The organism is Halomonas sp. BMC6 (assembly GCF_964204995.1).
GTDB lineage: Bacteria > Pseudomonadota > Gammaproteobacteria > Pseudomonadales > Halomonadaceae > Vreelandella.
Genome location: NZ_CAXNSH010000001.1, coordinates 2,836,833 through 2,856,034 on the forward strand (window position 1 = coordinate 2,836,833; position 19,202 = coordinate 2,856,034).

General features: G+C 57.0%; 15 protein-coding genes. 12 read left to right on the plus strand and 3 right to left on the minus strand.

What is annotated here, in order from left to right; translation table 11 throughout:
- Positions 1-138: 138 nt before the first annotated feature.
- Both AB6K10_RS13790 and AB6K10_RS13795 read left to right on the plus strand, forming a co-directional pair.
- The gene (locus tag AB6K10_RS13790; RefSeq protein WP_339119033.1) at positions 139-2,868 is read left to right on the plus strand and encodes a sensor histidine kinase; all 2,730 of its coding nucleotides are present in this window, start codon (positions 139-141) and stop codon (positions 2,866-2,868) included.
- 118 nt (positions 2,869-2,986) lie between these two features.
- On the plus strand, positions 2,987-4,195 hold the full coding sequence (locus tag AB6K10_RS13795) for an EAL domain-containing protein (RefSeq protein WP_339119034.1): 1,209 nt from the start codon (positions 2,987-2,989) through the stop codon (positions 4,193-4,195).
- Here the strand turns inward: AB6K10_RS13795 and AB6K10_RS13800 are convergent.
- Both AB6K10_RS13800 and AB6K10_RS13805 read right to left on the minus strand, forming a co-directional pair.
- On the minus strand, positions 4,188-4,520 hold the full coding sequence (locus AB6K10_RS13800; protein WP_159342298.1) for an HlyU family transcriptional regulator: 333 nt from the start codon (positions 4,518-4,520) through the stop codon (positions 4,188-4,190). The two genes, AB6K10_RS13795 and AB6K10_RS13800, sit on opposite strands and share 8 nt — an antisense overlap.
- A gap of 54 nt (positions 4,521-4,574) precedes the next feature.
- Positions 4,575-5,795, minus strand: a complete 1,221-nt coding sequence (locus AB6K10_RS13805; RefSeq protein WP_159342299.1) for an argininosuccinate synthase — start codon at positions 5,793-5,795, stop codon at positions 4,575-4,577.
- Between the two features lie 207 nt (positions 5,796-6,002).
- Here AB6K10_RS13805 and rnt point away from each other — a divergent pair, with 207 nt between their 5' ends.
- Both rnt and AB6K10_RS13815 read left to right on the plus strand, forming a co-directional pair.
- Positions 6,003-6,674, plus strand: a complete 672-nt coding sequence (rnt, locus tag AB6K10_RS13810; protein ID WP_159342300.1) for a ribonuclease T — start codon at positions 6,003-6,005, stop codon at positions 6,672-6,674.
- Positions 6,675-6,867: 193 nt separating this feature from the next.
- Complete coding sequence (locus AB6K10_RS13815; protein ID WP_339119035.1) at positions 6,868-8,127, plus strand: 6-phosphofructokinase; 1,260 nt, start codon at positions 6,868-6,870, stop codon at positions 8,125-8,127.
- Between the two features lie 98 nt (positions 8,128-8,225).
- On the opposite strand, the gene AB6K10_RS13820 is transcribed toward AB6K10_RS13815, so the two are convergent.
- Positions 8,226-9,941, minus strand: coding sequence for a bifunctional protein-serine/threonine kinase/phosphatase (locus AB6K10_RS13820; RefSeq protein ID WP_159342302.1), 1,716 nt, complete (start codon positions 9,939-9,941; stop codon positions 8,226-8,228).
- Between the two features lie 373 nt (positions 9,942-10,314).
- Between AB6K10_RS13820 and ppa the strand changes: the two genes are divergently transcribed.
- From ppa to purH, 8 genes are all read left to right on the plus strand, one after another.
- Entirely contained in the window at positions 10,315-10,845 is a 531-nt protein-coding gene (gene ppa, locus AB6K10_RS13825) for an inorganic diphosphatase (protein ID WP_044627994.1), read from the plus strand.
- Positions 10,846-11,024: 179 nt separating this feature from the next.
- Positions 11,025-12,893, plus strand: a complete 1,869-nt coding sequence (gene dsbD / locus AB6K10_RS13830; protein WP_167520878.1) for a protein-disulfide reductase DsbD — start codon at positions 11,025-11,027, stop codon at positions 12,891-12,893.
- Positions 12,894-13,221: 328 nt separating this feature from the next.
- Positions 13,222-13,683, plus strand: coding sequence for an acetyl-CoA carboxylase biotin carboxyl carrier protein (accB, locus tag AB6K10_RS13835; RefSeq protein ID WP_159342304.1), 462 nt, complete (start codon positions 13,222-13,224; stop codon positions 13,681-13,683).
- 30 nt (positions 13,684-13,713) lie between these two features.
- The gene (gene accC, locus AB6K10_RS13840) at positions 13,714-15,054 is read left to right on the plus strand and encodes an acetyl-CoA carboxylase biotin carboxylase subunit (RefSeq protein ID WP_159342305.1); all 1,341 of its coding nucleotides are present in this window, start codon (positions 13,714-13,716) and stop codon (positions 15,052-15,054) included.
- A 128-nt stretch (positions 15,055-15,182) separates the two neighbouring features.
- Positions 15,183-16,094, plus strand: coding sequence for a 50S ribosomal protein L11 methyltransferase (gene prmA, locus AB6K10_RS13845; protein WP_339119036.1), 912 nt, complete (start codon positions 15,183-15,185; stop codon positions 16,092-16,094).
- Positions 16,095-16,192: 98 nt separating this feature from the next.
- Positions 16,193-17,233, plus strand: a complete 1,041-nt coding sequence (dusB, locus tag AB6K10_RS13850) for a tRNA dihydrouridine synthase DusB (protein WP_159342307.1) — start codon at positions 16,193-16,195, stop codon at positions 17,231-17,233.
- Positions 17,230-17,553 carry a DNA-binding transcriptional regulator Fis gene (gene fis, locus AB6K10_RS13855; protein ID WP_159342308.1) on the plus strand — a complete coding sequence of 108 codons (324 nt, stop codon included), beginning with the start codon at positions 17,230-17,232 and terminating at the stop codon, positions 17,551-17,553. Before dusB ends, fis begins: the two co-directional genes overlap by 4 nt.
- Positions 17,554-17,601: 48 nt before the next feature.
- Complete coding sequence (gene purH, locus AB6K10_RS13860) at positions 17,602-19,182, plus strand: bifunctional phosphoribosylaminoimidazolecarboxamide formyltransferase/IMP cyclohydrolase (RefSeq protein WP_339119037.1); 1,581 nt, start codon at positions 17,602-17,604, stop codon at positions 19,180-19,182.
- Positions 19,183-19,202: the final 20 nt, after the last annotated feature.

Here is a 19,202-nt window from a genome sequence, read left to right on the forward strand (position 1 = left end):
TTCTGCCCCCCTGTCCTGCTTTTGATTGATCGATTGCCCAGCGCGGTAGGCTGGCTGCCGATCTACCTCTTGTTGACCTGGGGGGCCCTCATCGGTCTAGCGGCTTGGCTGGCCGAACGCCCCAAGAGGTCGTGAACCATGCGCAGCGATGGGGTCGTCATTGCTATCGCCTTTGGCTATTTGGCGCTGCTATTTCTGGTGGCCGCATGGGGAGACCGTCGCGCCGAACAGGGTCGTTCGCTCATCAATTCGCCGACCGTTTACGCCTTGTCGATTGCCGTCTACTGTACGGCCTGGACGTTTTACGGCAGTGTTGGCCGCGCCGCACAGTATGGCCCTAGCTTTCTGCTAATTTATCTGGGGCCTACGCTGGCCATGCTGCTGGCCCCGTTTACGCTACGTAAAATGGTGCGCATTGCCGCCCATCAGCGCATTACATCCATTGCCGATTTCATTAGCGCCCGCTACGGCAAAAGCGCTCAACTCGGGGCGTTGGTCGCCCTTCTGGCCTTGATCACCATTACCCCTTACATCGCGCTTCAGCTCAAAGCCATCACGGTGAGTCATGCGGTACTCATGAACTACCCGCTGAGTGCCGACAGCACACTGGACAACGAACGGTTCTGGATGGATCGCTCTTTTTGGATTGCGATGGTATTGGCGCTGTTCATCATTCTGTTTGGCACCCGCCACCTGGATGCCAGCGAACGCCATGAGGGCATGGTGGCAGCCATCGCCGTCGAGTCCGTCGTCAAGCTAGTGGCCTTCCTATCGGTGGGTATGTTCGTCACCTTCCTGCTGTTCGACGGGCCTGCCGCCCTTCTGGCAGACGTCGCCGCAACGCCTGACCTTATCGATAGCATGCGCCTGGAGACGGTGCCGGGAGGTGCCACCGGTTGGGTAGGCATGCTGCTGCTCGCTTTTCTGGCGTTCTTTACTCTACCCCGGCAATTTCAAGTGCTGGTCGTCGAGAACGTGGACGAACAGCATTTGGAACGCGCGAGTTGGCTGTTTCCACTCTATTTGCTATTGATCAACCTGTTCGTGATTCCCATTGCCTTCGCGGGTCTGTTGTTGGGCAAAGGCGACCCGGATAGTTTCGTGCTCACCCTTCCGCTATCCGCAGGTCTGGAGGGACTGCCGCTCTTGGTGTTCATCGGCGGTCTCTCCGCCGCCACCGGCATGGTCATCGTCGAGACCATCGCGCTCTCGACGATGGTCAGTAATCAGCTCGTGATGCCGCTGCTGCTAAGGTTCAAAGGGTGGTACACGGGGCGTGAGGGTCGTTTAGCCGACTGGCTGCTCAACGTGCGCCGCCTGGCGATCGTGGTCATTCTGCTCATGGGCTATCTCTACCATGCATGGATTGGCGACAGCTATAGCCTCGTAACCATCGGACTGGTCTCGTTTGCAGGTGTGGCGCAGTTCGCCCCGGCCCTTTTGATTGGGCTGTATTGGCGTGGAGCCACTCGCCGAGGGGCTACGATGGGGATGTTGGCAGGCTTTATGGTGTGGTGTTACACGCTGCTGCTGCCGGGCTTTGCACAGTCCGGCTGGCTAGAAGCCTCTTTCGTCACACAGGGGCCCTGGGGCATTGGCTGGTTATCCCCGTACGCCCTGCTGGGGCTAAGCGGATGGGATATCTATACACACTCGCTGTTTTGGAGCATGGTGTTGAACGTTGGCTTGCTCATCACTCTTTCTCTCTTCACTCGCCCCACTCCCATGGAGCAGACTCAAGCAGCGCTGTTCATCGAAGCCATGCATGCGCCTCTACCGACGGCGTCACGCTGGCAGGGTCAAACCACCGAAGGCGCTCTTTACGCACTCTTGGTGCGCTTTTTGGGCCATGGAGCAACGCACCGCGTATTTACCGCCCCGTATGCCTCCTTGGAAAGGTCAGATGCCCACCAGCGCCCCGCGTCAGGAGCCCTGATCACCCGTGCGGAACAGGCGTTGGCCGGGTCACTCGGCAGTGCGTCTGCCAGCGTATTGATCCATTCCGTGTTGCGCGGTGAAGCGTTGGACATGGCGTCGGTGCTAACGATTCTCGACACGACCTCCCAGGCATTGGAGTACAACCGTCGACTGGAGCAGAAGTCTCAAGAGCTAGCTCGGGTCGGTGAGGAACTACGCAGCGCCAACGAGCGGTTGCAAGAAGTAGATCGCATGAAGGATGAGTTCGTTGCAATGGTGAGTCACGAGTTGCGTACCCCACTGACGTCCATCCGCTCGTTTGCCGAAATATTACGCGATACTCCCGACATCGAAGCAGACAAACGGCAGCAGTTTCTGCGCATCATGGTGCTGGAGAGTGAGCGTCTATCTCGCCTGATCGATGAAATTCTGGATTTGGCACGACTTGAGAGTGGACGCCTTTCCCTCAAACCCATCCCCGTCGATTTAATGCATATCGCCAAGCAGAGCAGCCAAGCACTGGCACGGCTTCACGCCGATCAGGGTATCGATGTCGAGTGGGTGACTGACGTATCCATCGCCATGGTCATGGCCGACCCAGACAGGCTCGAACAAGTCATCATCAATCTGTTGGAAAACGCACGCAAGTTTGCCGACCCCGACCATCCGATCGTACGGTTACACATTTATGCGACAGATCACGCTGTTTGCTTGAGCGTTGAAGATAATGGGCCCGGCATTCCTGTCGACGAACGTGACAACGTCTTTGAAAAGTTTTATCAGTTGAAATTGGCCAAGCGTAAACAGGCAGACCAACGACCTAAAGGGAGCGGTTTAGGCTTACCCATTAGCCGCGCCATTATTCATCACTTGGGTGGTAAACTTTGGGTTGACACTTCAGCGTTAGGTGGCGCTGCCATTAAGCTATCGCTTCCTCGCCATACCGTTTAAGTGAATAATTGTGCCATTCAACGCATTGTGACTCAATGTAACTAGCGCCTATCAGCGCTTTTACGCTATTCTTCGCGGCCTCGCACGTTTTCCCCCTGACAGTCGGAGCAGCGGCACTATGCAAGGGTCAGCGCAAGAAGAGACCAGTACCGGCCATTACACCATCGCTATCCAGCCTATCGTCAACGCCCAGCTACACCATGTGGCTGATGAGCTGCTCTATCGTGGCGATTTTTCGGCTGGCACTGCCGCCGTCTTTGATGATGTGCAAGCCACCGCACGCGCCTGCGCTGTTGCCATCTATGAAATTGGATTGGATAAACTGTGCGGTCAGCGAAAACTCTTTATTAATGCCTCCGGGGAGTGGTTACTAAGCCCGGATCTTGACGGTTTGCCAAAAGAGCAAATCGTGATCGAAGTGCTTGAAGACACGGCCGTGAGTGATGCACTTTTAACAGCGTTACGTCAGTTAAAAACCCAAGGCTATACATTGGCCCTGGATGATTTTGAACTTACCGACGCCAATCGATCATTATTGGCCTTGGCAGATATTATTAAGTTCGATATTTCGACTGGGCTTCCGAAGGCACTCATTCAACGTCTTTATCAAGATGGTTATACGCTGTTGGCCGAACGCGTAGAAACCTACGAAGAGTTTGAACAGTGTAAAGCACTGGGATTTAGCTTATTTCAAGGTTATTTTTATCAGCGCCCACAGGTACAAACGACAAAAACCCAGCGACACAGCACGTCACGTGCCAATCAAATGCAGCTACTTGCTCAGCTCTACAGTGATAAAGTGCGCCTGCCGGCGCTGAGCACGCTCATTGCTCGCGACCCATATTTATTGAACGCCGTCTTCAAGCGCGCCAACTCGGCAGGAAAGGCCTCTCAGCGTCCTGCCTACAAGCTGATGGACTGCATTCACATCATTGGCTTGAAAGAGCTACGTACATTGGTATCGATCGTGATGCTCGCGGGGAATAATCCTGCTAGTAAAATCAACCTCACCAGCGGATTAACGCGTGCATTCGCGTGCGAAGCGCTCGCAGAACAGCGTGGATTAGACGAGGAAGAAGGCTTCATTGCCGGACTCTTTTCGCATATGCCGGTCATTTTGGGTATCGACCTCGATGCAATGCTGCAAGAACTGCCGCTGAGCCAAACGATCCATCAAGCCCTCACTTTGCGTCAGGGCCGACTCGGCCGACTGCTCACCGATATCGAAGCAAGCGAACAAGGCAGCACGAGCTCCGATGTGCCTGCAGAGTTGATGCTGCAGGCGGCAGCTGAAGCACGGGCCTTGATGGACACGCACATTAGCTAGAGGATTGGCTCTCGCGGCGAGGGTCGGGGTCGAACATCGCATCGCCTACTTCATCGATATAGCGTTGCGCCTTCGACACCATCAAGGCGTCGCACGCGTCACGCCCAGGCAGCATATCGGAACGCTCGAAGCGGTGCTCCTGAGCGCCCCCTTGGCTATCGGGTTTGCGTATCCAGCCGCTAACACGGTACTGGCCACTTTGGTGATCAGGCTGTGAGACGATGAGATACTCTTTATACTCCACCGGCTCAGCGGCCTTGGTGCCTGTGCTCGCCTCACCACTGCCTTGCGCGCCAAACAGCCCTGACAGCAATTTTTTAAACATACCGACTCCTGTCCGTCACGCGGTGGCCAGCTTAGCACTGGCCACCGTCGAACGTTAGCTCTGCTGACGGCCTTTACCTGCGGCGATACGCAGCCGCAGTGCATTCAGTTTGATGAAGCCTTCGGCGTCTTTTTGGTTGTAAGCGCCCGCGTCGTCTTCGAATGTTGCGATAGACTCATCGAACAGGGACTGCTCGGACTTGCGCCCCACCACGGTCGCGTTACCTTTGTACAGCTTCATGCGCACCACACCGGAGACACTCTTCTGCGTCTCGTCAATGGCCGCTTGCAGCATACGGCGCTCCGGGCTCCACCAGTAACCGTTATAGATCACTTCAGCGTATTTGGGCATGAGCTGGTCTTTGAGGTGGGCCTCTTCGCGATCCAGCGTCAGTGATTCGATAGCGCGGTGGGCACGCAGCATGATCGTTCCCCCCGGCGTTTCATAACAGCCGCGCGACTTCATACCTACATAGCGATTTTCGACGATATCCAGACGACCGATACCGTTGTCACCACCCAACTTATTGAGCTTTTCAAGCACTTCGTGCGGCTTGAGCGCTTCGCCGTCGATGGCCACGATGTCGCCTTTCTCGAACGTCAGCTCAACGTAGGTGGGCTGCTCTGGCGCGGCTTCCGGTGAAACGCTCCAGCGCCACATGTCCTCTTCGGCTTCGGCCCACGGATCTTCCAAAATGCCGCCTTCGTAGGAGATGTGCAGCAGGTTGGCATCCATGGAGTAGGGAGATTTCTTCTTCTTGTTGGAGAAATCCACCGGGATGTTGTGCTCTTCGCAGTAAGCCATCAGCTTCTCGCGGGACGTTAGGTCCCACTCGCGCCATGGCGCGATGACCTTGACGCCAGGCTTGAGCGCGTAGCCACCCAGCTCGAAACGCACCTGATCGTTACCTTTACCCGTTGCGCCGTGGGAGATGGCATCGGCGCCGGTTTCGTTAGCGATTTCGATCAGGCGCTTGGCGATCAGCGGGCGAGCAATGGAGGTGCCCAGCAGGTACTCACCTTCATAGATGGTGTTGGCACGGAACATCGGGAAAACGTAGTCACGCACGAACTCTTCGCGCAGGTCTTCGATGTAAATCTCTTTCACGCCGAGAGCCTGGGCTTTAGCACGGGCGGGCTCGACTTCTTCACCTTGACCGATGTCGGCAGTAAAGGTCACTACCTCGCAGTTGTAGGTCTCTTGCAACCACTTAACGATAACGGACGTGTCCAGGCCGCCTGAGTACGCCAGCACAACCTTTTTGACATCGGACATTCTTTGCTCCTTGTAAAAAGCAGTTCACCAAAAGGGGCAGCGCCCGTCAGCGCTACCGGTTATTCAAACTGAGAGTATAGCGTTCTCAATGCTCAGCGAATACCATCAACGACGCCTTAGGGGTAAAGCTGCTAGAATCACCCCAACCGTAGCGGCAACTGACACCGCTAACCCTGACCGACTACTCGCTTTACTAAGGAGAGCTGCATGAGCGAGGCAATTGCCCGCGAATTGATGGCCCAGCGTTTTCGCAGTTATTTACCGGTTGTCATCGATTTGGAGACGGGTGGGTTCAATGCCCAGACGGATGCCGTATTAGAGATTGCAGCGGTCACACTCACCATGGACCCCGATGGCAATTTACTGCCTGATGCCACCTATGCGTATCATATCCACCCCTTCGAGGGCGCTAACGTCGAACAGTCGGCGCTAGACTTTACAGGCATCAATTTGGATGACCCGCTTCGGCGCCAGGTGGCGTTGAGCGAAGCTGAAGCACTGGGTGAAATTTTTCGGCCCATTCGTAAGTCGTTGAAGGCACACGGCTGTTCGCGGGCGATTCTCGTCGGCCACAATGCCGCTTTCGACCACGGTTTTTTAAACGCGGCGGCCAACCGCTGCAACGTCAAGCGCAACCCGTTCCACCCTTTCTCCAGTTTCGATACGGCAACGCTGGCCGGTTTCGTGTATGGGCAAACCGTGCTCGCTAGAGCTTGCCGCGCCGCGGGGATCGAGTTCGACAATAAAGCGGCCCACTCGGCGCGCTACGACACCGAACGCACGGCCGAGCTGTTTTGCGCCATGGTCAACCGTTACAAAGATCTCGGCGGCTGGCGACTAGCGCAGCGTGAGCAGGCATTGGATGGGGGCGATGAGTAATCCTTACCATCGCCCCCTTGAAACAGCATGTAATGCAGCAGAAATGGCTTTACGCTAAACTTTGCGTCGCTTACGAGCGCTTGGCTCGCAGCGCGACGTAAAGGTGCGCTTGCGACGTACCGGCAAGCAAAGGAGTGACCGCTTGCCGTCAACAACGATGAAACCAACCGTTTTCAGGAGATGAGACGTTTCCATGGCCCAGCATAATGCCTTTTACGCCCAGTCCGGTGGCGTTACCGCCGTCATCAATGCCAGCGCCTGCGGCGTTATCGAAGCTTGCCGGCAAGCCCCCGACCAAATCGGCAAGGTGTATGCCGGCCATAACGGCATTATTGGTGCGCTGACGGAAGATCTGATCGACGTCACCCAAGAGAGTGATGAGGCCATCGCTGCGCTTCGTCATACGCCGGGTGGCGCCTTTGGTTCCTGCCGCTACAAGCTGAAGGACATCGACACTCACCGCGCCCAGTACGAGCGCCTGATCGAGGTCTTCAAAGCACACGATATCCGCTATTTCTTCTATAACGGCGGCGGCGACAGTGCCGATACCTGCCTAAAAGTTTCTCAGCTCTCCGAAAAACTGGGGTATCCGCTGACGGCCATTCACGTTCCCAAAACCGTCGATAATGATCTACCTATTACCGACAACAGCCCTGGTTTCGGCAGCGTCGCGAAATACATTGCCACGTCGACACGTGAAGCATCGCTGGATATCGCCTCCATGTGCGCCACCTCCACTAAGGTGTTTGTGCTGGAAGTCATGGGTCGCCATGCGGGCTGGATCGCTGCCGCCGGCGGTTTGGCAGGTGACGGGGAAGGCGAGCCTCCGCACTTGATCATTTTCCCGGAAGTCTCTTTCAACCGTAAAGCGGTCATGGCGCGGGTGGATGAAAGCGTCAAGAAATACGGTTACTGCGTAATCGTCGTGTCCGAAGGCGCGCGTTATGAAGATGGCACCTTCCTGGCAGATGCAGGTAATACCGACGCCTTCGGCCACCGCCAGCTGGGCGGCGTTGCGCCTACCTTGGCCGGCATGATCAAGCAAGATTTAGGTTATAAATACCACTGGGCAGTGGCCGATTATCTGCAGCGTGCAGCGCGCCACTTAGCGTCCAAAACCGACGTTGAGCAAGCCTATGCGGTGGGTCGTGAAGCGGTAACGCTGGCACTGGCAGGCAAAAACTCCATGATGCCTGCGATCCGCCGCATTTCACAAAGCCCTTACCAGTGGGACGTGATCTCTGCGCCGCTGTCGCAAATCGCGAACCAAGAGAAGTTCATGCCCCGCGACTTCATCAGCGAGAGCGGCTTCGATATTACCCAAGCGTGCCGTGACTACCTTTCGCCGCTCATTCAGGGTGAAGACTTCCCGCCCTTCGAGAATGGCCTACCCAAAGTCGCTAAGCTCAAACTGACGAAAGTAGAGCAAAAATTGCCTAAATTCACACTGTAACGCCTGCTGGCGGCCGACGCTCAAGGGGCGATGATGCCGTCATCGCCCCTTTTTAATGGCAAGCCTGATGACTGGTGGATATGCGCTCGGCAGGTGCCCTAACGCAGTAGCCAAGACAGCACCAGTAGTAATAGCAAAATACCCGCCACACCTTGCCAAAAGCGTCGAGACTCCGTGCGCGGCTCCTCGCGCTGAGGAAGCCGTCCTAGCGGAATCCGTAGTGCATGGAGAAATTCTGACATACGCCTAAAACGCAGCGGCCGCTGGGGATCCAGCGCTCGTCGCAACGCGTCATCCAGCGCAGGCGTTATTTCCGGATTGGTCGTACGGGCGCTACGGTAACTGAGCTCTTCTAAATCGGTATGACAACGCAGTTTGTTTGGCGTCAGCGTGTAGGGTAACGCACCGGTCAGCAGCCAATAGACCGTGGATGCCAGCGAGTACTGATCACTGCGTCGGCCCACGCTGTCGCCTAAGGCGTATTCGGGGGCAGTATGCTCGTTAAAACCGATTTGACGAAGCAGCTCACCCGAATGACGGTGACCATCGACCTCGCGCATGTGACAGGCGCTGAAGTCGGCCAGCACCACTTTGCCATGCTGATCGATCAGCACGTTGTCTGGGGCGATTTGCTGATGGATGATATCGCGATGATGCAGGGCTTGGACGGCCTTACCTAGCTGATTGGCGATATCCAAACGCTGAATGAGGCTCGCCTGGGGATGTCGCTCGGCCCAATGGCGCAGCGTCTCGCCTTCCACGTTCTGCATGAGGTAGTAGAGGTAGCGACGCGGACGAGAAGGCTCCATGACTTTGACCACGAAGGGAGAGTTCACCCGTTCGACCACCCACTGCTGCAGAAGAAAGTGCTCCAGGTAGGCATTGCGCAGCGATAGCTCCGGACTCGGCGCTTTCATCACCATCACCCGATCGCTGTGCACGTCGCGTACGCGGTACACCCTCGACTGCGCATTGCGGGATAGCACCGCCTGCACTTCCAAACCATCCAAACGCTCGCCGGGTGTCAGTTCCGGAGGAATCGGCAAATCACCGTACAGCAAGTTGGGATGGTCGGAGGCCTCCTCCGGCAACTCGTCGATACGAAGCAGCTGAAAGCAAAATTGATCGCCCCCGTAGCCCCGCTCTTGAGCACGCTGCTTCGCCTCGCTCGCCAAACGCTCGCAGGCGGCATCCAGATCGCTGGCATCTTGACGAATGAGACGCACGTAGTCCGAAGGCATTAGCGTCCCGCGCACCGCTTGGGTGGTGAACACGAAAAGATCGCCCTGCTTCAGCGCCAGATGGGTGTAGTCGATGTCGACACTGCCATCCATCCCCAGCGCGCGTGAGGGGTAGCGATACCCGCCCACATCGGTCACGTGGTCACGGGTCAACTGTTCGAACTCAGCCCCTCGCAAGCGAAACACCAGCGTATCGCCCATGTGGAAGAGATGACCCTCGCGGCCTAAAAACACCATGGCAGAGAGCGACGAGACAAAACTCCCCTCTTTGACATGCTGGCTTTGGCTGTAGCACCAGCTATTCAAGGCACGCAGCACGCGAGTGGCCGATGTTTTGGTGTCCCAATGATCTGGCGTCGAGTAGTAATCCGCAAGAAACCCACGCACGCTCAAGTCCCCCGCCTGTTTCGCCATGGTATTGCGAGAGATCGAGTCACTAATCACCGCACAGCCGCCCTTCACTTTCAACAGTGGCGCTTCCGGCAGACGCACCGACATCGAGCTGCGGTGCTGCCGCCGCTCCGGGGCAACGAACGCTTGACCATAACTAATTAGTAACTGGGCGTGCGCCAACTCATCCTCCTAGGCTTACGGCTCACCATCGCAACGACATCTTAGGAACCTCTGACGGCCCTGGCTACCACGGGGGCTATCATACACGCTGGCAACGCGAAGCGATGCCCACCAAACGTCGCGAACGGTGCAAAATCCCCTGTCCGCCTCTCATGGCGCCAGCGCATGAAGGGCGATTCTCCTTGCCGCTTTAACCGGCCAAGCGCGTAACGATGATTTTCTACCGCGTCCACCCCTTAAGTGCCAAACACCTATGTCGCATTGGTAATCTATCGACCATGTTCGTATAATTCTCCACCATTAATGCAATGCATCAACTGCTTAGTGACTGTGCTCTACAGTCGGTAAGAAAAGCCAAGCCAAGGAACCAACGATGAACTTTGATAACATCCCCGCTGGAAAGGATCTGCCCAACGATATCTACGTGGCGATTGAAATTCCTGCAAACCACGCGCCGATTAAGTATGAAATCGACAAAGACATGGGTGCCCTCCTCGTTGACCGTTTCATGGCCACGCCCATGTTCTATCCGGCCAACTACGGCTTTATCCCTCACACACTGGCAGACGACGGTGACCCCCTAGACGCGCTGGTGGTTACCCCTCACCCGGTCGCGCCCGGCAGTATCATTCGCGCTCGTCCCGTTGGCATTCTGAACATGACCGACGAAGCCGGTGAAGATGCCAAGCTGGTCTGCGTACCGCACCCCAAACTCTCGACGCTGTATGACGACGTTCAGGAAGTCACTGACCTTCCTGAACTGCTTCGCCAGCAGATTGCTCACTTTTTCGAGAACTACAAAGACCTCGAAAAAGGCAAGTGGGTGAAAGTCGAGTCGTGGGAAGGCGTCGAAGCCGCCCGTAAGGCCATCGAAAAGTCGGCGGCTGCTTACAAAAAAGCGTAAACCTTGCCGTAACGCCGATGTTAAAGGCCGCCTTATGAGGCGGCCTTTTGCGTTTTGATTAACGGTGCAGGAAGCACCGCGTCACGTCACCGCAGACAGTACGCTCCCTGTGGCAACTGCGCTATCCTGCCCAGTGGCACCCTTTTGATACGACTGCGTAAGGATACTCCGTGTTACTCATGCGACGTTATGCTCTGTTTTTTTTACTGTGCTGGCTGCCCGTTATTGCCCATGGGCAGTGGTTTTCCTCCAGCAACGACAGTGATTTCTTGCCGGTCATGGAGGCCTTTCAGCCGAGCGCATGGCACGACGGGGAAACCTTGAGCATCGGCGTCGACATCGCCGATGCGTACTATCTCTATCGTCACCAGCTGTCGGTGACCAGCCAGCAACCCGAGATTGAGCTGGGTACCCCAGAGATTCCGCAGGGCACCTTCACCACGGATGAGTTCATGGGGGACGTGTACGTTTTCCGCGATCGCGTGGTTTTCGACGTTCCGCTCAGTGAGCCATCTAGTGGACCCATCGAGATCGAACTGACCTTTCAAGGGTGCGCCGATGCAGGATTGTGCTATCCACCTGAGCGCATCACACTTGAAGCCGCAGAAGCATCACCGCCCAGCGCCTTTGCCAATTGGCAAAATGAAAGTGCTCAGAGCGCACCAAATCAAACAAGCATGGGTGGACCTGCCTCAAGCAGCGCAGCCACTCAATCGGGAGAGAACACTGGCTTCTCCGCACCGCAAAGTGAAGATAGCAAATTCAGCGCGCTGATTAGCGATGCCAGTCTACCGCTCACCCTAGGACTCTTTTTGCTCGCGGGCATTGGGCTCACCTTTACACCCTGCGTGCTACCGATGATTCCTATTCTGTCGTCCATAGTGGTTGGCCAAAATCCCACCAAGCCCCGTGCTTTTATACTGTCAGCCAGCTATGTACTCGGCATGGCCATTACCTATGCCTTGGTGGGGGTGCTAATGGGGCTATTTGGTGCGGGGCTAAACCTCCAGGCACATTTACAGTCCGCTCCTGTTTTAATTGCGTTCGCCCTACTGTTTACTCTGTTCGCTTTGGCGATGTTTGGCGCTTTTGACCTGCGCATGTCCCCGCGAATCGCTAGCAAAGTCGATGCGTGGCAAGCCCGTGCTCAGCGCAGCGGCCCGCTGGGCTTGGCAGTGGCGGGTGCGCTGTCAGTGCTAGTGGTATCTCCTTGTGTAACAGCTCCGCTAGCAGGCGCCTTGGTATTTATCTCCTCTACTGGGGATGCCGTCATGGGGGGCGCGGTATTGTTTGCGCTGGGGCTCGGCATGGGGCTTCCTTTATTGCTCGTGGGCACCTTTGGGGCCACTCTGCTCCCCCGCTCAGGCGGCTGGATGAATGGCGTCAAAATTGCTTTCGGTTTGCTGTTACTGGGCGTAGCGATTTGGATGATTGAGCGCTTAATTGCGCCATCAATCTCTCTTCTGCTGTGGGCGGCCCTAGCAATCGGTAGTGCCCTCACCCTTGGCGCACTGAATACATCGCCCTCTCACGGTTGGGCAAAAGCCCGGCAAACGGCGGGATTAATGCTGTTGGCCTGGGGGGTAGCACTAGTGTTGGGCGCCGCTCAAGGAAGCAGTAACCCTTTGCGACCGCTATCGGTGACCACTTCTGGTACAGGTGAAACCGCTACCACTCCGGTCTTTGAAGAAGTCGACAGTCTCAGCGCACTTCAGTCTGAGTTGGAGCAAGCCTCTCAAGCAGGGAAGCCCGTGTTTGCCCACTTTACGGCAGACTGGTGCATCTCTTGCAAACTCATGGAGAGAGACGTCTATCCAGACCCACACGTGTCAGAGGCATTGAACGATTTCCAACTCATTGCGGTCGATGTGACAAAGACCGATGCACAGAGCCGCGAGTTGCTTGAGCACTTCCAGCTCTTTGGCCCTCCCAGCCTGCTACTCTTTGACGGGGGTAATGAAGTTCGCGACGCGCGCATTCAGGGTGAGATCACCGCGACAGCACTGGTCGAGCATTTAGAGGCTTTCAAGCGTTGGCAGCAGAGCTAAGTCGTCCGATTAGCCGTCGCTCACGCAGACCTAATGCTTTCGAACACTTTTTGTGACACCGTGTCGCGATCGTCGTCAAACGGTTGTTTAAGTCGCAAAATTCGCACCCTCAATGGCTGCCACTGGACAGTGACTGAGTTTTTCGGCAAACTCCGCAGCCATATTTGCTAAAAAACTCATCTTTTAGCGTTGAGTTTGGGGTAACGTTCGACATCGTGCCTCGTTCTCTCAATTTTTAAATTTGGTTTACTGCGCTTGAGAGCGCCACGTCACGCGGGCTTATTTCGCTTGCGGCGTGCTACTTTGATCAACGTTTGGGGCCCTACGAATGGATATTCGCAAAGTTAAGAAACTGATCGAGCTGCTGGAAGAGTCCAACATCAGCGAAATCGAAATTCAGGAAGGTGAAGAGTCGGTTCGTATTAGCCGTCACCCCAACGGCGGTGCTTGGCAGCCGCAGCCGATGCCACAGTACGCACAGCCGGCACCGGCAGCTCCTCAAGCGCCGGTCGCCACGGCTCCCGCCGATGCAGAACCTCAGGGCGCTAGTTACCGTGGTGAAGCGGTCAACTCTCCTATGGTAGGCACTTTCTATCGCAGTCCGGCGCCGGGTGCCAAAGCCTTCGTTGAAGTGGGCGACACCGTGAAGCAAGGCGATACCGTTTGTATCGTCGAAGCCATGAAAATGATGAACCAGATTGAAGCCGACCGCGACGGCGTGGTCGAGGCCATCCTAGTGGAAGATGGCGAGCCGGTGGAATTCGATCAGCCCATGATCGTCCTCGCTTAATCTTTCATATCAACACGGGTGGATTCTCCCATGCTGGACAAGGTACTTATCGCAAACCGCGGCGAGATTGCCCTTCGTATCTTACGCGCCTGCAAAGAGCTAGGGATCAAAACCGTAGCGGTTCACTCCAAGGCAGACCGCGAATTGATGCACGTTCGCCTTGCCGATGAAGCCGTTTGTATCGGCCCTGCCTCGTCGGCGCAGTCGTACTTGAACATTCCTGCGCTGATCAGTGCCGCAGAAGTGACGGACTCGAGCGCCATTCATCCCGGCTATGGTTTTCTCTCGGAGAACGCTAATTTCGCCGAACAGGTAGAGCGCTCAGGCTTCACCTTCATTGGCCCGCGCGCCGAGACCATTCGCCTGATGGGCGATAAAGTCAGCGCCATCGAAGCCATGAAAGTTGCTGGCGTTCCCACGGTACCTGGCTCCGACGGTCCTCTGGGCGACGATGATGCGACGAATCTGGCCACTGCACGTCGTATTGGTTACCCAGTGATCATTAAAGCGGCAGCGGGTGGCGGCGGCCGAGGTATGCGTGTCGTTCATACCGAGGGCCACTTGCTTTCTGCCATTACCGTGACGCGCACCGAAGCCCATGCGGCCTTCGGCGATGGCACCGTGTATATGGAGAAGTTCCTCGAAAAGCCGCGCCATGTCGAAGTACAGGTGCTGGCTGACGGCCAGGGCAACGCCATTCACCTTTATGACCGCGACTGTTCGTTGCAGCGCCGCCACCAGAAAGTATTGGAAGAAGCGCCCGCTCCGGGCATCGACCCCGACGCCCGCGCCAAAGTGCTCGAAGCCTGCCGTCAGGCGTGTATCGAGATCAACTACCGGGGCGCGGGTACCTTCGAATTCTTGTATGAAGACGGTGAATTCTTCTTCATCGAGATGAACACTCGTGTTCAGGTCGAGCATCCGGTCACGGAGATGGTCACCGGCGTCGATATCGTCAAGGAACAGCTGCGTATTGCGTCCGGCTTACCGCTGTCGATTCGCCAGGAAGACGTGAAGCTAAATGGCCACGCGTTCGAGTGCCGTATCAATGCAGAAGATGCACGCACCTTCATGCCTTCTCCCGGTAAAGTCACGCTGTTCCATGCCCCCGGCGGCTTGGGCGTTCGTATGGACTCTCACCTATACACCGGCTACACCGTGCCGCCGCACTACGACTCCCTGATTGGAAAGCTGATTACCTGGGGCGCCGATCGCGACATCGCTTTGACACGCATGCGCAACGCGCTGGACGAACTGCTGGTCGAAGGCATCAAGACCAATATCGATCTTCAGAAAGACTTGGTACGCGATAGCTATTTCCGCCAGGGCGGTGTCAATATTCACTACCTGGAAAAGAAGCTCAGCAGCTAACCGCTGGGTAGCCATGATGCCCGCCTTTCGGCGGGCATTTTCGTGGAATGGCCAACGCCTATCCACCGCGTTTTTCGTATAAAAGTTCGCGCTAGTTTCCTTATTCCCTACTCGCCGTGGAGACCCCCATGCCCTGGCTGCAATTAAAAGCACACGTCGCCCCTGAGCAGGCCGATCTTCTCGAAGAGCTACTTCTCGAAGAAGGCGCGACGGCCATTGGCCTGCAGGATGCCCACGACGACCCCGTCTTCGAGCCCGAGCGCGGCACCACACCGCTGTGGCAAGACACCATACTGACGGGCCTTTATGATGATCTAGACGGTATCGATGGCATGCTGAGTCGCATTGAAGCCGCTTGGTCGGAGCAAGTGCCCGGAGAGCCATGCCCTACCATCGAATACGAGCTGCTGGCGGATCGAGACTGGGAGCGGGAGTGGATGGATGACTTCACGCCACTTCGCATGGGCGAACGGCTATGGATCGTGCCGAGTTGGCATGAGCCGCCCGAGGCAGGTGCCGTCAATCTGATCCTTGATCCCGGCCTTGCGTTTGGTACCGGCACTCATCCGACTACCGCGCTGTGCCTGGAGTGGCTGGACGGATTAGCCGTGAGCAACGAGCTAGAGGGCAAAGCCGTGCTGGATGTAGGCTGCGGATCTGGCATTCTCGCCATTGCTGCGCTGAAATTGGGCGCCACCCATGCCGACGGCACGGACATCGACCCTCAGGCGCTGCAAGCCAGCCGAGATAACGCCGAGCGCAATGCCATCGGTGAGGAGCAGTTCGCGCTCTACTATCCTGAGCAGTTGTCAGGCGGCCCCTATCCTATCGTCACGGCCAACATTTTGGCAGGCCCGTTAGTCGAGCTAGCGGGCATGATTGCCGGGCATGTCGCTCCCGGTGGGCGTATCGCGCTCTCCGGCATACTGGCCAACCAAGCCACGGACGTTCTGAACGCCTATGAAGCGCAAGGACTCTACATGGATGAGCCGACCCTGCGGGAGGGGTGGGTACGCTTGACAGGTCGACGCCCCGCATAAAATCGGAATTGGCCTTCAATCCCTCGTCGAGTAGGCGTATCATACGCCCCCTTGAAACGTCCTACTCGTCGCTTTCATGCCTACCAAAGTGCACCGCAATGACTCTGATGACTACGTCGCCACCTGCGATTGGGCCCTACCAACTGCCTAACCCGGTCATGCTGGCCCCGATGGCGGGTGTCACCGACCGCCCATTTCGCCAGCTTTGCCGCCGCTTGGGCGCTGGCTGGGTCGTGGGCGAAATGGTCACGTCGGACCCTTCACTTTGGCACACACGCAAATCGCAGCTACGCATGGACCACCAGGGCGAACCCGGCCCACGTGTCGTGCAGATCGCCGGGGGCGATGCCGAGATGTTGGCCCAAGCCGCGAAACTCAATGCCGAGTTAGGTGCCCAGATCATCGACATCAATATGGGGTGTCCCGCTAAAAAGGTCTGCAATAAGGCCGCAGGGTCTGCTCTAATGCGCGATGAGGCTCTCGTTGCCGACATTTTGGATGCCGTGGTACGTGCCGTCGACATTCCCGTCACGCTCAAGATACGCACTGGCTGGTGTGCCGCGTCCAACAATGCGCTGCACATTGCCAAACTGGCGGAGTCCGCAGGCATTCAAGCGCTGGCCGTTCATGGCCGTCATCGTGAACAGCGCTATACTGGTGAAGCCGAGTACGACACGATTGCCGACATCAAATCGCAGCTCACGATCCCTGTCATCGCCAACGGCGACATCACCTCTCCTGAAAAAGCCGCCTACGTACTGCGCTACACCGGCGCTGATGCGGTGATGGTGGGCCGTGGGGCGCAAGGGAATCCGTGGATTTTTCAGCAAATCACGCATTACTTGACGCATGGTGAACGGCTCCCGGCACCCAGTTTGGCAGAGCGCTGCCGCGTACTGCTAGAGCACCTGCAGGCACTGCATGACTTCTATGGCGATACCATGGGGGTGCGCATCGCGCGTAAGCACGTCGGCTGGTATCTCAATGACGATCCGCGTTTTAGTGACACCGAACAGCGCACGCTCAAGCAGCAGTTCAACGCCCTGTCCTCGCCTGACGCGCAGTTTGACTGGATTCATAACGCCATGACCCACGACGCCCCTCAGCGTCTGTTAGCCAAAGGAAGCCATGCAGCATGACTGAACGCGACCTGCTCTCCAGCGAACGCTCCTCACGACTCTCTGGCACGCTAGCAGACCCTTCCGCCAGCGCGCAGCCCCAGCCCCTGCGCGAAGCCGTCGAGACCGCCATGCGTCGTTACTTCGAGCATCTCGATGGCAGCCAAACCTCCGACCTTTACGCGATGGTAATGGCCGAGGTAGAAGCGCCTCTGCTGGCCTGCGTAATGGAGCACACGGACGGCAATCAAACGCGCGCCGCCGACGTGCTCGGACTGAACCGTGGCACGCTGCGCAAAAAGTTGAAGCAGTATGGATTGATTGAAAGTGACGCCCCTTGATGGGGCGTTGCTGTTTTAACCTTAGACCCGCACACGACGAGCACCCTTATGGCCGATAGTACCGCTACCCCCGTCCGCCGCGCCCTTCTGAGCGTATCCGATAAAACAGGCATCGTAGAGTTTGCCCAAGGCCTCGCCGCACACGGCGTCGAGCTGCTCTCTACTGGTGGCACCTTCCGCTTGCTGCAAGAGCATGGCATTGCGGTAAAAGAAGTGTCCGAGCACACTGGCTTTCCGGAAATCATGGACGGTCGTGTTAAAACGCTGCATCCCAAGATTCACGGCGGCATTCTCGCCCGCCGTGGTCAGGATGATGCCGTCATGGCGGAGAATGACATCACTCCGATCGACATGGTGGTGGTCAATCTTTATCCGTTTGCTGAGACGGTCGCCAAGCCAGGCTGCACGCTCGAAGATGCCATCGAAAATATCGACATCGGTGGCCCGACCATGGTGCGGGCTTGCGCTAAAAACCACGCCTATACCACCATCGTGGTCAATGCGAGCGACTATGGCCGCGTACTCGATGAACTTAAGGAGCACGCGGGCCAAGTGAGCGCCGCGACCCGCTTTGATCTCGCCGTCAAGGCGTTCGAGCACACCGCTGGCTACGATGGCGCCATCGCTGACTACCTCGGCCGTCAGGTCGCCAGAGAAGACGCCACGTTCGCTCGCACCTTCAATCTTCAGCTGCACAAAAAGCAGGACATGCGCTACGGCGAGAACCCGCACCAGAAAGCAGCGTTCTATGTCGACCCCACCGCCAGCGAGCCCAGCGTTGCCACGGCCAAAACGCTGCAAGGCAAACCGCTCTCTTTCAATAACGTGGCGGATACCGACGCAGCGTTCGAATGCGTCAAAGCCTTTGATGATACCGCTTGCGTCATCGTCAAACACGCGAACCCCTGTGGCGTGGCCATGGGTGCAACGGCGTTGGAAGCCTATGAAAAAGCTTTCGCTACCGATCCGACCAGCGCTTTTGGTGGCATCATCGCCTTCAATGTACCGCTGGATGCCGACACCGCACGCGCCATCATTGATCGCCAGTTCGTCGAAGTCATCATCGCACCAGGGGTCAGCGAGGACGCAGCCGCCATTGTGGCCGAAAAGCAAAACGTGCGACTGCTCGACGTGAGCGCGCATTGGCCTGGTTCGGCGCAGCCAGCGTTGGATTTCAAACGTGTCAACGGCGGCCTGCTGGTACAGGATCGCGACCAAGGCATGGTCACTCAAGACGCCTTGACCGTCGTCAGCGAGCGTGCGCCTTCGCAAGAGGAGCTGCGCGATCTGGCCTTTGCATGGCGTGTGGCCAAATTCGTCAAGTCCAATGCCATCGTCTATGCCAAAGCGGGCCAAACCATTGGCGTCGGTGCAGGCCAGATGAGCCGCGTGTACTCTGCGAAAATCGCTGGCATCAAAGCCGCCGATGAAGGTCTCTCCGTGCCGGGCTCCGTGATGGCCTCCGATGCCTTCTTCCCCTTCCGTGACGGCATCGATGCCGCTGCGGCGGCAGGCATTACTGCCGTCATCCAGCCCGGCGGCTCCATGCGCGACCAGGAAGTGATCGATGCCGCTAACGAAGCAGGCATTGCCATGGTGTTTACCGGCATGCGCCACTTCCGCCACTAAACAGCGCATCACTCTCGCAT

What these genes read in the sequence shown, in the direction of transcription:
- AB6K10_RS13800 (WP_159342298.1), bottom strand. Translation starts at nt 4,520, where the DNA reads ATGTTTAAAAAATTGCTGTCAGGGCTGTTTGGCGCGCAAGGCAGTGGT.
- purH (WP_339119037.1), top strand. Translation starts at nt 17,602, where the DNA reads ATGGCCGATAGTACCGCTACCCCCGTCCGCCGCGCCCTTCTGAGCGTA.
- AB6K10_RS13815 (WP_339119035.1), top strand. Translation starts at nt 6,868, where the DNA reads ATGGCCCAGCATAATGCCTTTTACGCCCAGTCCGGTGGCGTTACCGCC.
- prmA (WP_339119036.1), top strand. Translation starts at nt 15,183, where the DNA reads ATGCCCTGGCTGCAATTAAAAGCACACGTCGCCCCTGAGCAGGCCGAT.
- ppa (WP_044627994.1), top strand. Translation starts at nt 10,315, where the DNA reads ATGAACTTTGATAACATCCCCGCTGGAAAGGATCTGCCCAACGATATC.
- AB6K10_RS13805 (WP_159342299.1), bottom strand. Translation starts at nt 5,795, where the DNA reads ATGTCCGATGTCAAAAAGGTTGTGCTGGCGTACTCAGGCGGCCTGGAC.
- AB6K10_RS13790 (WP_339119033.1), top strand. Translation starts at nt 139, where the DNA reads ATGCGCAGCGATGGGGTCGTCATTGCTATCGCCTTTGGCTATTTGGCG.
- dsbD (WP_167520878.1), top strand. Translation starts at nt 11,025, where the DNA reads ATGCGACGTTATGCTCTGTTTTTTTTACTGTGCTGGCTGCCCGTTATT.
- accC (WP_159342305.1), top strand. Translation starts at nt 13,714, where the DNA reads ATGCTGGACAAGGTACTTATCGCAAACCGCGGCGAGATTGCCCTTCGT.
- accB (WP_159342304.1), top strand. Translation starts at nt 13,222, where the DNA reads ATGGATATTCGCAAAGTTAAGAAACTGATCGAGCTGCTGGAAGAGTCC.
- dusB (WP_159342307.1), top strand. Translation starts at nt 16,193, where the DNA reads ATGACTCTGATGACTACGTCGCCACCTGCGATTGGGCCCTACCAACTG.
- fis (WP_159342308.1), top strand. Translation starts at nt 17,230, where the DNA reads ATGACTGAACGCGACCTGCTCTCCAGCGAACGCTCCTCACGACTCTCT.
- AB6K10_RS13795 (WP_339119034.1), top strand. Translation starts at nt 2,987, where the DNA reads ATGCAAGGGTCAGCGCAAGAAGAGACCAGTACCGGCCATTACACCATC.
- rnt (WP_159342300.1), top strand. Translation starts at nt 6,003, where the DNA reads ATGAGCGAGGCAATTGCCCGCGAATTGATGGCCCAGCGTTTTCGCAGT.